Annotated in this window: 14 protein-coding genes; 7 read left to right on the top strand and 7 right to left on the bottom strand. The window is 69.0% G+C overall.

Annotated elements, in window-relative coordinates; genetic code table 11:
• The first annotated feature begins 58 nt into the window (after positions 1–58).
• Together ASC66_RS13570 and ASC66_RS13565 are read left to right on the top strand one after the other, a co-directional pair.
• Positions 59–1,384 (top strand): ATP-binding protein, encoded by a 1,326-nt coding sequence (locus ASC66_RS13570; protein ID WP_082492340.1) that lies wholly within the window; start codon positions 59–61, stop codon positions 1,382–1,384.
• A gap of 12 nt (positions 1,385–1,396) precedes the next feature.
• Entirely contained in the window at positions 1,397–2,128 is a 732-nt protein-coding gene (locus tag ASC66_RS13565) for a LuxR C-terminal-related transcriptional regulator (RefSeq protein ID WP_055840540.1), read from the top strand.
• An 82-nt stretch (positions 2,129–2,210) separates the two neighbouring features.
• Here the strand turns inward: ASC66_RS13565 and ASC66_RS13560 are convergent, their stop codons facing one another.
• Positions 2,211–3,521, bottom strand: coding sequence for a sensor histidine kinase (locus ASC66_RS13560; RefSeq protein WP_055840537.1), 1,311 nt, complete (start codon positions 3,519–3,521; stop codon positions 2,211–2,213).
• Positions 3,496–4,164, bottom strand: coding sequence for a response regulator transcription factor (locus ASC66_RS13555; RefSeq protein WP_055840533.1), 669 nt, complete (start codon positions 4,162–4,164; stop codon positions 3,496–3,498). Before ASC66_RS13555 ends, ASC66_RS13560 begins: the two co-directional genes overlap by 26 nt.
• Positions 4,165–4,305: 141 nt before the next feature.
• On the opposite strand from ASC66_RS13555, the gene ASC66_RS13550 reads away from it, so the two are divergent.
• Genes ASC66_RS13550 through ASC66_RS13535 form a run of 4 tightly spaced genes read left to right on the top strand, consistent with a single transcriptional unit; the run spans position 4,306 to position 7,934 of the window.
• On the top strand, positions 4,306–4,914 hold the full coding sequence (locus ASC66_RS13550) for a hypothetical protein (RefSeq protein ID WP_055840531.1): 609 nt from the start codon (positions 4,306–4,308) through the stop codon (positions 4,912–4,914).
• Positions 4,914–5,978 carry a peptidoglycan-binding protein gene (locus ASC66_RS13545; protein WP_055840528.1) on the top strand — a complete coding sequence of 355 codons (1,065 nt, stop codon included), beginning with the start codon at positions 4,914–4,916 and terminating at the stop codon, positions 5,976–5,978. The genes ASC66_RS13550 and ASC66_RS13545 overlap by 1 nt, the downstream gene beginning before the upstream one ends.
• Positions 5,975–6,751 carry an ABC transporter ATP-binding protein gene (locus ASC66_RS13540; protein WP_235496925.1) on the top strand — a complete coding sequence of 259 codons (777 nt, stop codon included), beginning with the start codon at positions 5,975–5,977 and terminating at the stop codon, positions 6,749–6,751. The genes ASC66_RS13545 and ASC66_RS13540 overlap by 4 nt, the downstream gene beginning before the upstream one ends.
• Positions 6,744–7,934, top strand: coding sequence for an ABC transporter permease (locus tag ASC66_RS13535; RefSeq protein ID WP_055840525.1), 1,191 nt, complete (start codon positions 6,744–6,746; stop codon positions 7,932–7,934). Before ASC66_RS13540 ends, ASC66_RS13535 begins: the two co-directional genes overlap by 8 nt.
• A 238-nt stretch (positions 7,935–8,172) precedes the next feature.
• On the opposite strand, the gene ASC66_RS13530 is transcribed toward ASC66_RS13535, so the two are convergent.
• Genes ASC66_RS13530 through ASC66_RS13515 form a run of 4 tightly spaced genes read right to left on the bottom strand, consistent with a single transcriptional unit; the run spans position 8,173 to position 11,972 of the window.
• Positions 8,173–8,817, bottom strand: coding sequence for a response regulator transcription factor (locus tag ASC66_RS13530; RefSeq protein WP_055840522.1), 645 nt, complete (start codon positions 8,815–8,817; stop codon positions 8,173–8,175).
• On the bottom strand, positions 8,814–10,139 hold the full coding sequence (locus ASC66_RS13525) for a sensor histidine kinase (protein WP_082492339.1): 1,326 nt from the start codon (positions 10,137–10,139) through the stop codon (positions 8,814–8,816). Before ASC66_RS13525 ends, ASC66_RS13530 begins: the two co-directional genes overlap by 4 nt.
• A 58-nt stretch (positions 10,140–10,197) precedes the next feature.
• Entirely contained in the window at positions 10,198–11,058 is an 861-nt protein-coding gene (locus tag ASC66_RS13520) for an ABC transporter permease (RefSeq protein WP_055840517.1), read from the bottom strand.
• Positions 11,055–11,972 carry an ABC transporter ATP-binding protein gene (locus tag ASC66_RS13515; RefSeq protein ID WP_055840515.1) on the bottom strand — a complete coding sequence of 306 codons (918 nt, stop codon included), beginning with the start codon at positions 11,970–11,972 and terminating at the stop codon, positions 11,055–11,057. Before ASC66_RS13515 ends, ASC66_RS13520 begins: the two co-directional genes overlap by 4 nt.
• A gap of 254 nt (positions 11,973–12,226) precedes the next feature.
• Between ASC66_RS13515 and ASC66_RS13510 the strand changes: the two genes are divergently transcribed.
• Positions 12,227–13,117 carry an ABC transporter substrate-binding protein gene (locus ASC66_RS13510; protein WP_055840513.1) on the top strand — a complete coding sequence of 297 codons (891 nt, stop codon included), beginning with the start codon at positions 12,227–12,229 and terminating at the stop codon, positions 13,115–13,117.
• Here the strand turns inward: ASC66_RS13510 and ASC66_RS13505 are convergent.
• A complete protein-coding gene (locus ASC66_RS13505) occupies positions 13,114–13,872 on the bottom strand; it encodes a LysE/ArgO family amino acid transporter (RefSeq protein WP_055840511.1) in 759 nt (252 codons plus the stop codon). The genes ASC66_RS13510 and ASC66_RS13505 overlap by 4 nt on opposite strands.
• Between the last annotated feature and the right edge of the window lies 1 nt (position 13,873).

The raw sequence follows: 13,873 nt of genomic DNA, 5'->3' as shown, positions 1-13,873 counted from the left end.
ACCCTGAGATCGGCCGGGGGAGTCTCCGTCGGCGATCGATCTCTGTTTGGATGCTTCTATGTCACCGAACGCGCAGGCCGCCCCCGTGCCCCGCGCACCCCGGCCCCGGCTCAGCCGCCCGCGCTCCTGTCTGGCCACCGGAGTCGCAGCCGGCCTGGCCCGCCACCTCGGTTGGCCGGTGGGCGTCGTGCGCGCCGCGTTCATCGCACTCAGTCTGCTCTCGGGCATGGGGATCCTGCTCTATCTCTGGCTCTGGGCATTCCTGCCGTTCGACCCGGCGACGGGCGACGCAGAGGCCGACACCGTCACGCGTCGGGCGCCCGTCGCCTGGGCGCTCGTCGCTGGCTCCGCCGTCGCCGCGGGCGCCGCGATCGTCCTCGCGCCGTATGACTACTACGACGCCTGGTCTGTCGATCGGGTGCTCCTGCCGATCCTCGCGGCGATCGTGCTCGCGGTGTCCGCGAGTTTCTGGGCAACCTTCGTCGACCGCACCGATCCGGAGCGCGGGCGCCGCACCGAACGCCTCGTGCGCGCCGCCGCGACGATCGTGCTCGGCGTGCTCATCATCGCCGTCTTCCTGGGCCCCCTCTCCGCGTGGCGAAGCCTCTACGTGCTGCTTGTCGGCTTCGCTCTGCTGCTCGGCATCGCCCTCGTCTTCGCGCCGGTGCTGCTCCGGCTCTGGCGGGAGCTCGGCGCCGAACGCACCCGCCGCATCCGCGAGGAGCAGCGCAGTGAGATCGCCGCCCACCTGCATGACTCGGTGCTCCAGACGCTGGCGCTGATCCAGAACCGGGCCGGAGCGTCCAGCGAGGTCGCCCGCATCGCCAGGGCTCAGGAGCGCGAACTGCGCAGCTGGCTGTTCGCGGCCGACACCCCCGCCGACAGCGATCTGGCCACCGATCTGCGCGACTGGGCCGCCGCCCTCGAGCTCGACTATCCCGTGCGCGTCGACATCGTCACCGTCGGTGAGTCCGGCGAACGCGCCAGCGGCGAGATCGCCGCCGCAGCCAGGGAGGCCATGCTGAACGCCGCCAGGCACGCCGGCGGAGAGGTCTCGGTGTACATCGAGGGCACCGCGGATGCCGTCGAGGTGTACGTGCGCGATCGCGGCCAGGGCTTCGAGGTCTCAGAGGTCGCCGCCGACCGCCTCGGCGTGCGCGAGTCGATCATCGGGCGCATGCGCCGGGCCGGGGGCAACGCGACCGTGCGCCGCGGCGTCGGCGGCTCCGGCACCGAGGTGCGGCTGCGCTCCGCCGCGCGGCCGGCCGGCCGCGGGCAGAATGGGACGAGCACGGAACACGAACCCGCAGCGCCGCAACGCTCAACACCAGAACCCACAGCACCAGAACCCACAGCACCAGAACCCTCGAAATCGGAACAGTGAGGCCGGCAGTCGATGAACACCAGCACTGATGCACCGCTCGTGCGCGTCGTGATCGTCGACGACCACTCGATCTTCCGCTCCGGGCTCAAAGCCGATCTGGATGCGTCCATCGAGGTCGTCGGTGAGGCGCACGACGTCGAATCGGCGGTTCAGGTCGTGACGGCCAGCGCGCCGGACGTCGTGCTGCTCGACGTGCACCTGCCTGGCGGCCCCGGTGCGGCCGGGCAGGCGGGGGCGAATGCCCCGGCATCCGGACCGCACGGGGAGGCGGCCCCGAGCGGCGGCGCCGAGGTGATCCGCCTGGCCGCCCCGCTCGTGCCCGGCACCCGCTTCCTCGCGCTCAGCGTCTCGGATTCTGCCGAGGACGTGGTCGGCGTGATCCGGGCCGGCGCCCGCGGCTACATCACCAAGGGCAGCTCCGGCATCGACGTGAGTCGCGCCGTGCACGCCGTTGCCGGGGGCGACGCGGTCTTCTCTCCGCGCCTGGCCGGTTTCGTGCTCGACGCGTTCGGCGTTGTCTCCGGCGAGGTGGCGGCCACCGACGAGGAGCTCGACCGACTCTCGGTGCGCGAGCAAGAGGTGATGAGGCTGATCGCCCGCGGCTACGCGTACAAGGAGGTCGCGAGCGATCTCTTCATCTCACCCAAGACGGTCGAAACCCACGTCTCGGCCGTGCTGCGCAAGCTCCAGCTCTCCAGCCGGCACGAGCTCACCGCCTGGGCGACGGCCCGCAAGCTCCTCTAGCCCGCTTCAGTTCCCTCTTCAGTTCCATTGAGAGCGGCCAAATGGCCGCTTGTGAGGCCCCGAAGTGGCCATGTGACCGCTCTCAGCGGACTCCGACGGGGGAGGCGTCTGGCGCGGGGAATCGCACCTCGGCACCGAGCCCGCCGGCATGCCGGGGCGAGAGCTCGAGGACCGCCCCGTGGCGGGTGGCGATCGCCGCGACGATCGACAGGCCGAGTCCCCGGCCGCGCGTCGCCGCCTCGTTGGTGCGTCCGCGACTGCGGAAGAACGGATCGGCGAGCTGGCTCATGACGGCCCCCGGGATGAGCTCGCCGTCGTTGGTGACCTCGATGCGGGGGATGCCGTCCGCGCCGGTGCTCGTGCTGACGAGCGCCGTGCCGCCACGCTCGTTGTGGCGAATCGCGTTCTGCACCAGGTTGCTCAGCAGCTGGCGCAGCAACACCGGGTCGCCGTCGACGACAGCAGGGCGCAGCCGCGTTTCGACGCGCACGTCGGCCGCGGCCGCCTCATCGCTGCACGTCTCGACAACGGATGCCGCCAGCCGGGCGAGATCGACGCTCTCCAGCGTGGTCGACACCGACTCGATCTCGGCGAGGTCGAGCAGGGATTCGACGGTGTCGATGCTGCGCTCGTTCGTCTCACGCAGCTGCTGCAGCAGGATGCGCTGATCGGCCGGCGCCGTGCTGATCGCGACGTCGAGCATCGTCCTGGTCGTGGCGAGCGGGGTGCGCAGCTCGTGCGAGGCGTTCGCGGCGAAACGTCGGTGCGCATCAACCGACTGCTCGATCTCGGCGAGCATCTCATCGAAGTTGTCTGCAAGCTCCGAGATCTCATCGCGCGGTCCCGTGAGGGCGATGCGGTGGTCGAACTTGCCGCTCGCGGCCCGGTGGGCTGCCGCATTCACGTACTGCAGCGGCTGCAGCATCTTGCCGGCCACGAACCAGCCGGCCCATGCGCCACCGGCGGCGAGCACCAGAAGCGCCCCGGCAGAGACCCACAGCAGCAGCTGGAGCATGTCGCCGCGCGAGCTCACGGTGACGGCGGCGCTGAGGGAGTCGATCGTGATCAGGCCCTGATCGACCATCGACTGATCGGTCGAGCGTGTTGCCTCGCCACTGATCACAGCCCCTGGTATTTCCACGGCGTAGTCGCGGGGAAGGGTGCCCGCGGGGTAACTCGTGGTGGCGAGTGAGACGGGCGCGGCAAACTCATAGGTCGGAACGACCCCGATGACGAAAGCGACGATGCTGAGCAGCACCACCCCGGCGATCGTCACCAGACCGGCGTAGGTGAGTGCGAGACGGGCTCGAACGGTGAGGCGGTGTTTCTTGGGCTTGAGCTCGTCGAGCTCGACGGCATCGGGTCGACTACCGTTCAGCGTTGTCGATGGCATAGCCGACCCCCGATTCCGTGCGGATCAACCACGGTTCACCGAGCTTGCGGCGCAGCGTGCTGATCGTGACCTTCACCGAGTTCGTGAAGGGATTGGCATTCTCATCCCACGCCTTCTCGAGCAACTGCTCTGCGCTCACAACGCCGCCGTCGGCGCGCATCAGCACCTCGAGCACGGCGAACTCCTTGCGACCGAGGCGCACGAAGCGCCCGTCGCGGAAGACCTCGTGGCGGAAGGGGTCGAGCGTGATGCCGCCGGCGCTCAGCCGCGGCGGCACGGTGGTGAAGACGCGGCGGCCGAGAGCCCGGACGCGTGCGGTCAGCTCGGGAAACTCGAACGGCTTCGAGAGGTAGTCGTCTGCGCCCAGCTCCAGGCCACCGACCTTGTCGTTGAGGCGTCGCGCGGCAGTGAGCATGAGAATCGCCGGCCGCGTGGTGCGCGCGGCGAGGATGCGGCACACCTCGTCACCGTGGGTGCCGGGGATGTCGCGGTCGAGCAGTACAACGTCGTACGAGTTGATGTCGATCGCCCGTAGTGCCGCATCACCGTCGCCGACGACATCCGCGGCAATGGCCTGCAGGGCAAGCCCTGAGCGTACGGCCTCGGCAAGGTACGGCTCGTCCTCGACGATCAATACGCGCACTGAAAACTCCGTTCCTGAGCTCCCAGTAGAACAGAACGAAGGTTAGAAAAACGTCAAAGCCAGGCTTTACCCTCTCGCGACCCCGCGCGCTTCACGCTGGGAGCGTGCCTCATCACGAGGTGCGAGAGGAAGGAATCAACCATGTCGACCATTCAGAAGAAGCGCACCGCTCCGCGCGGCGCACGGAACGCCATCGCCGCACTGGCCGCGCTGGGCGTGATCGCGGCACTCGCCGCATGCGGCGCCACTCCAGCGTCGAACGACTCCGGCGAACTGAAGACCGGCAACGAACAGGCCGCCTATGACGATTGGCAGCGCGACTTCAACACGTGCCTCAGCGACGAGGGGATCGACATGGGGGACCTCGAGCCCGCCCCGGTCGAGGGAACGAGCTCCGGCGACGACTCGTCGCAGTCGACGCAGAGCACGCAGGCCATCGACATCGGCGAGCTCGACATCGCGGGATTCGAGGCTGCACAGAAGAAGTGCGTGAAGAAGCTGGGCGAGATGCCGACACCGCCCGGCATGCCGAGCCCGGAGGAGATGCAGAAGAACATGCTCGCCTTCGCCAAGTGCATGCGCGAGGCGGGCTACGACTACCCGGACCCCGAGGTCAGCACGGACGGATCCATTTCGATGCAGGCCATGACTATGGACGACTTCGACCCCGCTGTCATGGAACAGTGCGGAGATGACGCCGGTATGGGCTTCTCGATGAGCTCGAGCGTGACCACCGGAGAGTCAGAGTGATGGCGGCGAAACGCATACGGCGCACACCGTGGATCATCGGCGCAGCGTGCGTCGTGCTCGCGGGGGTGGTCGCCACGGTGCTGCTCGTGCCCCGCACCACGGCAGCGGCCGACAAGCAGACAACGACGATCGATGTCGAGACGGCCGAGGTCACGCGCGGTGACCTCGTTGAGAGCATGCGCGTCAAAGGCACGCTCGGCTTTGCCGGGGCGGCAGAGTTGGGCACCGGGATCGGCGGCACGATCACGGCGGTGAGCCCGGTCGGCACGGTGGTTGATCGCGGTGGGGAGCTGTTCCGCATCGATGATCGACCCGTGCTGCTGCTGATCGGCGGGCTGCCCATGTGGCGCGAGTTCGCGCTGGGGATGGAGGACGGCCCCGACGTGCTGCAGTTGGAGCAGAACCTGGCCGAGCTCGGCTACTTCACCCGCGAGCCGGACAACGAGTTCGCCGAGAGTACAGAGGCGGCCATCGAGAAGTGGCAGAAGGCGCTCGGCCTCGAGGAGACGGGCAGCATCGAGCCAGGACGTATCGAGTTCAGCCCGAGCGCCGTGCGCATTGCATCGCACAGCGCGAAGGTCGGTGACCCGGCGTCGAACGCCATTGTGACGGCATCCGGAACGGAGAAGCGCGTCACCGCCTTCATCGCACCCAACCTCAAAGAAGTGGCCACCGTTGGCGCGACCGTCAGCGTGACGTTGCCCGACGGCACCACGGTCGACGGAACGGTGAAAGAAGTCGGTGCCCCTGTGGAGAAAGACGACGGAATGGGCGGCAAAGCCATGCGCCTGCCGATCGTCGTCACCCTGAACGACCCGGCGCTCGCCGAAGCCTACGCCGACGTGACGGTGAACATCTCGCTCTCACTCGTGAAGAGTGTCGACGCCGTGCGTGTGCCCGTTCTCGCACTCTTGGCACAGCCCGGCGGCGGCTTCGCGGTCGAGAAGGTATCGACATCGACGAGCACCATCGTGCCTGTTGAACTCGGCGTCTTTGCCGACGGCATGGTCGAGATTCTCAGCGGCGACGTTGCCGAGGGCGATGCCGTCGTGGTGGGGCAATGATGAACGGGCACACGGATGCCGCGGCGCCCGTCGTGTACTTGAACGAGGTGTCACGTGAGTACGGATCGCCGCCCACCGTCGCACTCGCCAGCGTGAGCCTCACGATCGAGCAGGGCGAGATGGTGGCGATTGTCGGGCCGAGCGGCTCGGGTAAGTCGACGCTGCTCAACCTGATCGGAACGCTCGATCGAGCCAGCAGTGGCACGGTGCAGATCGCCGGCCGCGACGTGGGCTCGATGTCGGATGCCGCTCTCTCTGCTCTGCGAGCTTTCAGCATCGGTTTCGTCTTCCAGCAGTACCACCTGGCCGACGGCGTATCCGCTGTCGACAACGTCGCCACCGGGCTGCTCTACACGGGCATGCCGGCGCGCGAGCGCCGAGCCCGCGCCGAGCGCGCTCTGGAACGAGTGGGTCTGGCTGCCCGCGCACGGCACAAGCCACGCGAACTCTCTGGCGGTGAACGCCAACGTGTCGCCATCGCACGAGCCGTTGTGGGCGAGCCCTCGTTGGTTTTGGCCGACGAACCAACCGGTGCACTCGATACGAAGTCAGGCGATGGAGTGATGAACATTTTGCGCGAGTTGAACCTCGCAGGCACGACGGTCGTGGTGATCACGCACGATCGCGAGCTTGCTGAGGGTATTCCGCGCAGGGTCTCGCTGTTGGATGGCGCAATCGTGGGCGACGAGCGTGACGCGGGGTCTGAATGTGGGCCGGCCGCTGAACTCGCTACCGCTGGGTCGCGTGCGGGTGAGGCAGGGCGCAATGAGTGAACTGAAACGCTCCCGCCTGCGTGCGAGCGACCTGCTGGGGCTCGGATTCCACGGCCTGCGCGCCCACCCCATGCGCGCCATGCTCTCGGCGTTGGGCATCGCCATCGGCATTGCCGCGATGATTGCCGTGATCGGCATCTCGACCTCGAGCGAGGCGCTCGTGAAGGAGAAGCTCTCGGCGCTCGGAACCAATCTGTTGACGGCCACGGCCACCGACGATTTCTTCGGCCAAGCGACCGAGTTGCCCGCAGATGCTGTCTCGCGTGTTCGGCGAATCGACGCCGTGGAGAATGCCAGCTGGACCGCCCAGCTCAAGGACGTGAACGTCTACCGCAACTCCTTCATCGCGAAGGGCGCAACCGGCGGCATGACGGTGCACGCAGCCGACCTCGAATTGCTCGCCTCAACGGGCACCGAGCTGCAGTCGGGTGCGTGGCTCAACGAGGCAACGGCGAAGTACCCCTCTGCAGTGCTCGGTGCGACGACCGCTGAGCGGCTCGGCATCCGCACAATCGGCTCGCAAGTGTGGATCGGCGGGGTGCAATTCACCGTCGTCGGCATTCTGAAGCCGTCGCCGTTGGCACCAGAGCTCGACACAACCGCGCTCATTGGGGCACCGATCGCCACAGAGCTCTTCGCCTTCAACGGTTCCCCGACCGTGATCTACGAGCGCTCTGCCGAAGAGTCTGTGGCCGATGTGCGCACGCTGCTGCCCGCCACGATCAACCCGCAATCACCCAACGAAGTTGGTGTGAGTCGACCATCGGATGCCCTCGCCGCCAAGAACACGGTTGACCAGGCGTTCACGGGCCTACTCGTGGGCGTCGGCTCGATCGCGCTGCTCGTCGGCGGAATCGGCGTGGCGAACACCATGGTCATCTCCGTGCTCGAACGGCGGCGCGAGATCGGCCTGCGCCGCTCGCTGGGCGCGACCCGTGGCCACATCCGCTCGCAGTTCCTCGTCGAGGCGATTCTGCTCGCAGCCTACGGCGGTCTCGCCGGAACACTGCTCGGCTGGGGAATCACGGCGGTCGTCGCGCAGGGCAACGGCTGGCTCGTCGCCATCCCGCCCGGGGTGCTCCTCGCCGGGGTCGGCGTGACGATGCTCGTCGGTGCGGTGGCGGGGATGCTGCCGGCCATCCGTGCGGCGCACACCTCACCGACGGCGGCGCTGGGCGCCTGAGCACGCGCCGAGCCCCGGGCCCCGTTGGTTGAGCTTGTCGAAACCTGATGACCGGGCCCCGTTGGTTGAGCTTGTCGAAACCTGATGACCGGGCCCCGTTGGTTGAGCTTGTCGAAACCGCAGGACAGTGATTTCGACAGGCTCAATCAACGGGCGGAGGCTCAGTCAACGGGCGGAGGCTCAGTCATCGGGCGGAGGCTCAATCACCGGAGCACAGGCTTAAGCGGCGGGGTGCCGGCTAGAGCAGGCCGAGCTCCATCGCGCGGGTGACGGCGCGGGTGCGGTCGCTGACCTCGAGCTTCTCGAAGACGTGCTGGAGGTGCGTCTTCACGGTTGCCTCCCCGATGAACAGCGCTCGGGCGATGCGCGGGTTGCTCTGCCCGGCGGCGACGAGGCGCAGCACCTCGAGCTCGCGGGGCGAGAGGGCCGGGGCAGCGGATGCCGCAACGCCGGAACCCGCGGCATCCGCCCGCACCCGCTGCACGAGCTTGGCCGCGATCGATGGCGCGAGCACCGTCTCGCCGGCCGCCACGGCGCGCACTCCGGCGAGGATCTCCTCCTGCGGGGCGGCCTTGAGCAGGTAGCCGCCGGCGCCGGCCTCGATTGCGCCGAGGATGAGCTCGTCGCTCTCGTAGGTGGTGAGGATGAGCACGCGGGTGCCCGGCAGAGTCTCCATGATCTGAGCGGTCGCCGCGACGCCGTCGAGCACCGGCATCCGCAGGTCCATCAGCACGAGCTCCGGTGTGAGTTCGGCGACCAGCCGCACGGCCTCCGCGCCGTCGCGCGCCTCGCCGACGACCTCGATGTCGCTCGCGCCGCGCAGCAAACCGACGATGCCGCTGCGCACGATCGGGTGGTCATCGGCCACCACGACCCGGATCACGCCTGCACCCCCTTCGCCGCGTCGAGCGGACTCTCGGGGGAGGGTGCGTGCTCGGGGGCCAGCGGCACGGTGACGGTGAGCCGGCTGCCACGCGGCAGCGCCGGCTCCAGCCGCGCCGACCCACCGACGAGGGCGAGTCGGTCGGCCATGCCGGCGAGACCGAAGCCGTCGCCGGCCGTGGCGCGCCTGCTGCCGCTCGGCGCAGTCGCCGCCCCGCCGGGGCCGACACCGTCGTCGCTGATCACGAGGCTGATGGCGTTCTCTCGCCTGCTGACCTGCACGGATGCCGCCGTCGCCCGCGCGTGCTTGCGCACGTTGGCGAGCCCCTCCTGCGCGCAGCGCAGCAGCACGACCTCGAGTTCGGCGCGCAGCGGCGGTGCCGAGGCGGTCCCGCTCGCGCCGACACCGAGTGCGGCCAGCTCGCTCCGCACGACGACGCCGGTCTCGCGCTGGAACCGCTCGGCGAGGCGCCCGAGTGCTTCGGCGAGCGTCGACTCGACGCGCACGGGGGAGATGGCCGCCACGAGCCCCCGCGCTTCGGTGAGCGCGTCGCGGGCCATCGACTCGATCAGCTCGACGTCGGCGGTCGCCCGCACGAGGTGCTCGGAAGCGGCTGGGTCGCCCGCGGCATCCGCCGCCCGCTCGAGATCGCCGTGCGCCCGCTGCGCCACCATGACGAGGCCGGTGAGGCTCTGCGCGATCGTGTCGTGGATCTCACGGGCCAGGCGGGCCCTCTCGCTGTCGACGCCGGCCTCGCGGTTCGCCGCGGCGAGCTCACCCTGCACGGCCATCAGCTCATCCAGCAGCCGGGCCCGTTCGGCACCCGCCTTCTCAATGCCCGCGATCCAGGAGCCGAACGCGAGGCTGAACGCAACGGAGAGCACGCCGACGGCGATGCCGCTCGGCAGCCCGTCCGCGCCGAAGTACAGGGTGTAGCCGATCGCCACCGGCACGATCGCCATGAGGTTCAGTGCAACGGCCTGGCGGGTGCTGCGGGAGATAACCCAGAGCGTCGGGAACACGATGACCTGCATGAAGGAGAAGGTCGGGTCCAGGCCGATGCCGACGGCGAGCGAGACGAGAAGCACACCGGCGTAGAGCAGGCCGCCCACCGAGCCGCTGCCGTCGAGCGTGCGCCGGCCCCACGCGAAGTAGGCGGCCAGCACGACGGCGATGACGCCGACGACGCCCCATTCGTCGCCGCTCACGGGCGGGTCGAGCAGCGTCATGATCCCGGTGAGCATCACCGAGACCGCGATCATCGCGGCATCCCACCAGCGTTGCGGTGTCATGCGTCGTACTGTCCAGGGCCCTGCGGTCATGCGCCTACTCTTCCACTCATCACGCCCGCCGCCAGTCTCGCCGAGGCGAGGGACATGCTCACGCGTCGCGCCGGATCCAGCGGAAGGTGAGCCGGCTGAGCACCAGACCCACGATGAGCCAGAGCAACAGGACGAGCGCGACGAGGCCGAGATCCCAGGCGCCACTCGGCTCCTGAGCGGCGAAGCTCTCCGGGAGGAACACCGAACGCATGCCCTGCGCCATCCACTTGAGGGGGAACAGGCTGGCGATCGCCTGCATCCAGCCGGGCAGCTGGTCGAACTGCAGGTAGACGCCAGAGATGAACTGCAGGACCAGCACGATCGGGATGACGACGGCCGTCGCGCTCTTGCCGGAGCGGGGCACCGACGAGAGCGCGATGCCGAGCAGCGCCGAGGTGATGATGCCGAGCAGGAACACCCAGGCGAAGGTGCCCCAGGCCGATGGCTCCGTCGGAAGCTCGATGCTGAAGACGAGTGCTGCGACGGCCAGCAGCAGTGCCGCCTGCAGCGTGCCGGTGACGAGCACCTGACCGATCTTGCCGATGAAGTACGCGGTGGGGGAGAGGGGCGTGCCGCCGAGGCGTTTCAGCGTGCCGTCGCTCTTCTCCCCGGCGATGTCGACGGCGAGGTTCTGCACGCCGGAGAGCAGCATGCCCGCCGCAATCATGCCCGGCAGGTAGTAGGCGCCGACGCTGATGCCTCCGCTGCCGTCCGGCGCCGTGCCGATGTTGCCGGCAGCGCTGAACGCCGCGGTGAAGATGCCGAGCATGATCACCGGGAACAGGAAGGTGAAGAACACGGCATCCGGGGTGCGGAAGTAGCCGCGTACCTCGTAGCCGATCTGGTTGATGCCGAGGCGCAGCGCCCCGGGGCGGGGCGCCGCCGGGCGGCGGGTCTGGGTATCGAGTGTTGCGCTCACGAGAGCACCTCCGTCTGGTCTGCGCCGATCGTCGTGTCGGATGCCGCGGCGGCATCGTGCGTGCGCACCAACTCCAGGTACACGTCCTCCAGGCTCGGCCGGATCACCTCGAGTTCGCGCGGCTCGCCGCCCTGCTGCAGGGCGATGGCTGCGACGGTGGCCGCCGGGCGTTCGCTGCGCTCGGAGCGCAGGGTGCCTGCCGCATCGCGCCAGCGCACGACGGGCACCCTGGCCTCCGCCCCGCCGATCTCGCCGATGGCCGCGATCTCGATGAGCCGGCCGCCGGCGATCACACCGGCCCGGTCGCTGAGTTGCGCCGCCTCGTCGAGGTAGTGGGTGGTGAGCAGGATCGTGGTGCCCTCGGACTTCAGCAGCCGGATCAAGGTCCAGAAGTCGCGGCGCGATTCCGGGTCGAAGCCCGTCGTCGGCTCGTCGAGGAAGAGCAGCTCCGGCCGGCCGATGATGCCGAGGGCCACGTCGACGCGGCGGCGCTGCCCGCCACTGAGCTTGCTGATGCGGGTCTTCGCCTTGGCCTGCAAGCCGACGGCCGCGATCACCTCGTCGACGTCGCGGGGGTTCGGGTAGAAGGCGGCGAAGTGGCGCAGCTGCTCGAGCACGGTGGCGTTGCCGGTCTCACCGGTGGACTGCAGCACGATTCCGAGCCGCGCCTTCCAGTCCAGCCCGCCCCTGGCGGGGTCGGTGCCGAGCACGCTCACCTCGCCGGCCGTGCGGTTGCGGTATCCCTCGAGAATCTCGATCGTCGTCGACTTGCCGGCGCCGTTCGGGCCGAGCAGCGCGAAGGTCTCGCCGCGGTGGATGTCGAAGCTCACGCCGTCGACGGCGCTGAGGGCGCCGTAGCGCTTCTCGAGGCCGCGCACCCGCACGACCGAGTCTGTGCCATTCGGATTTGTCATGATTCCAGCGTGGCGTGCGAATGGATGCCGCGCCAGCGGTGGACCGGCGGATTTCGGCATCCCCCGATCGGTGGATGCCGGGTCGACTCGGGGTTCACGCAGGAGTCTCACCTAGACTTTCCTGGCACCCATAGTCGGGTCGACCGCGTGGAAAACCAGTCGCCCGTTGTAGCCGACGTTCACGCGCCTCAGCGCCGCGTCAGCATCATGGGCACGGGCTGAAGATATCTGAAGCCCCTATTCAAAGGATTCCCATGCGCGCCCGGTTCGTTCTCCCGCCCGTCGTCGCGTCGGTGCTGCTGCTGACCGGCTGCGTCGACAACTCGATGCCCGAGATGACCGGGGCGGCCGAGCGGGTGGCGGCGGTCACGGTGAATGCGGACGCCGCCGCGCTGCTGCCGCAGGCCGTCGCAGATTCCGGTGTGCTCGCCATCGGCACCGCGCCCAACTACGCGCCCAACGAGTTCAAAGATAGCGAGGGGGAGCCGATCGGGTGGGACCTCGAGCTTGCGAGGGGGGTCGCGCGTGCCCTCGGGCTGGAAGCCGTCGTCGCGGACTCGAATTTCGACAACATCATCCCCTCCGTTCGTGGCAACAAGTTCGACCTGGGAGCATCGTCGTTCACCGACACGGTCGAGCGCGAGAAGCAACTCGACTTCGTGCACTACTACGACGCCGGCGTGCAGTGGGCCGCGCCGGTCGGGCGCACCGTCGATCCGGCGGATGCGTGCGGCTTGAAGGTCGCGGTTCAGGCGACCACCTATCAAGACACGAGCGAGGTGCCTGCCAAGAGCGCGGCGTGCGTCGCCGCGGGCAAACCGGCGATCGTCAAGATGCCGTTCGACACGCAGGGGAACGCGGTCAACGCCGTCGTGCTCGGTCAGGCCGACGCCTTCAGCGCCGATTCGCCGGTGGCGCTCTACGCGCTCTCCAAGCTGGAGGGCAAGCTGCAGCCGGCCGGTGAGACCTTCGACGTCGCGCCATATGGCTTCGCCGTCGCGAAGGGCTCCGGCATGGCCGAAGCCGTTCAGCTGGCCCTGCAAGGCATGGTCGACGACGGAAGCTACGGTGCAATCCTCGACACCTGGGGCGTGCGCGCCGGGGGCCTCGAGGCGATCACCATCAACCCGGCTTCCGCGGGCTAGCGGGGAAGCACGAGCAGCACCCCGAGCACCACCATGACGACGGCGATCGCGCCGTCGACGATGCGCCATGCCCGCGGGGTGGCGAGCCAGCGGCCCAGGTAGCGGGCGCCGAATCCGAGGCTCGTGAACCAGAGGACGCTGGCGATGATCGCCCCGGCCCCGAACAGCCAACGCGCCTCGCCGTAGCCGTTCGCCACGGAGCCGAGCAGGAAGACGGTGTCGAGGTAGACGTGCGGGTTCAGCCACGTCAGCGCGAAGGCTGTCGCCAACGCTGCGCCGAGGGTTCCCGCGCGCCGACCGGTCCTGCCCTGTCGCTGTGCGGATGTCGCTGCGCCGGTGGGCTCTGATCCACCGGCGCTCGCCGAAGCTGTGCCAACCGACGCGGCGCTCGTCGAGACCGCGACGGCCTCCAGCTCGGCCTCGTCTCTGCCGCCTGCGGTGTCGGCCAGCAGGCCGGTCGCTCCCGGCCGCAGCGCGCGCCGCGCGGCGAGCAGCCCGTAGCCGATCAGGAACGCAGCGCCCGCCCAGCGTGCGACAGGCAACAGCCACGGCAGCTGTTCGAGCACGGCGCCGATGCCGCTGATGCCGACGGCGATCAGAGCGGCATCGGACACCGCGCAGAGAATCACGACCGCGAGAACGTGCTCCCGGCGGATCCCCTGGCGCAATACGAAGACGTTCTGAGCGCCGATGGCGATGATCAGCGACAGGCCGAGGCCGAGTCCGGCGAGAAGGGGAGCGAGGGAAGGAGTCACG

The sequence above is a fragment of the Leifsonia sp. Root4 genome, from assembly GCF_001425085.1.
GTDB lineage: Bacteria > Actinomycetota > Actinomycetes > Actinomycetales > Microbacteriaceae > Microterricola.
This window is presented reverse-complemented; position numbering and strand designations above follow the sequence as displayed.

Coding starts and splice junctions, on each gene's coding strand:
- ASC66_RS13515 (WP_055840515.1), bottom strand. CDS start 11,972: ATGACAAATCCGAATGGCACAGACTCGGTCGTGCGGGTGCGCGGCCTC.
- ASC66_RS13550 (WP_055840531.1), top strand. CDS start 4,306: ATGTCGACCATTCAGAAGAAGCGCACCGCTCCGCGCGGCGCACGGAAC.
- ASC66_RS13565 (WP_055840540.1), top strand. CDS start 1,397: ATGAACACCAGCACTGATGCACCGCTCGTGCGCGTCGTGATCGTCGAC.
- ASC66_RS13510 (WP_055840513.1), top strand. CDS start 12,227: ATGCGCGCCCGGTTCGTTCTCCCGCCCGTCGTCGCGTCGGTGCTGCTG.
- ASC66_RS13525 (WP_082492339.1), bottom strand. CDS start 10,139: ATGACCGCAGGGCCCTGGACAGTACGACGCATGACACCGCAACGCTGG.
- ASC66_RS13560 (WP_055840537.1), bottom strand. CDS start 3,521: ATGCCATCGACAACGCTGAACGGTAGTCGACCCGATGCCGTCGAGCTC.
- ASC66_RS13535 (WP_055840525.1), top strand. CDS start 6,744: ATGAGTGAACTGAAACGCTCCCGCCTGCGTGCGAGCGACCTGCTGGGG.
- ASC66_RS13570 (WP_082492340.1), top strand. CDS start 59: ATGTCACCGAACGCGCAGGCCGCCCCCGTGCCCCGCGCACCCCGGCCC.
- ASC66_RS13545 (WP_055840528.1), top strand. CDS start 4,914: ATGGCGGCGAAACGCATACGGCGCACACCGTGGATCATCGGCGCAGCG.
- ASC66_RS13540 (WP_235496925.1), top strand. CDS start 5,975: ATGATGAACGGGCACACGGATGCCGCGGCGCCCGTCGTGTACTTGAAC.